The 530-nt window shown below is 69.1% G+C and carries 1 protein-coding gene; it reads left to right on the forward strand.

Translation table 11 applies throughout. From position 1 onward, the window contains the following. Positions 1–119: 119 nt before the first annotated feature. On the forward strand, positions 120–530 hold a 411-nt coding region (locus tag DAI20_RS20240), incomplete at its 3' end, for a response regulator (RefSeq protein WP_168927720.1).

A 530-nucleotide genomic window follows, 5' to 3' on the forward strand; every position in this document is an offset into this window, starting at 1 on the left:
CAGCGCGCCGAACGCATCCGCGAGGGCAATGGCATCGCCGGCATGCGCGAGCGCCTGGCGGCCGTACGTGGCCGACTGGAATTCGCGCGCACCGCACAGGGCGGCATGCACCTGACCGCATGGTTGCCGGCATGAGTGGCGCCGCGATCCGCGTTGCCCTGGCTGATGACCAGGCACTGGTGCGTGCAGGCCTGCGTGCGCTCCTGCAGGGCTTGGGGGTAGACGTAGTGCTGGAGGCCGAAGATGGCCAGATGCTGCTGGACGCGTTGACGGCCCAGCGGGTGGATGTGGTGCTCAGCGATATCCGCATGCCCGGGATGGACGGGATCGAGGCACTGCGCCAGCTGCGCGCGCGCGGCGATGCCACGCGCTGGCTGCTGCTGACCACCTTCGATGAAAGTGATCTGCTGCTGCGCGCCAGCGAGGCCGGTGCTCAGGGCTTCCTGCTCAAGGACGCTGCACCCGCAGACCTGCGCGAAGCAATCGAGCGCGTCGCCGCTGGTGAAACCCTGCTGCTGCCGGTCAGCACC

It is taken from the genome of Planctomonas deserti, assembly GCF_003067705.1.
In the GTDB taxonomy this organism is placed as follows: Bacteria; Actinomycetota; Actinomycetes; order Actinomycetales; family Microbacteriaceae; genus Planctomonas; species Planctomonas deserti.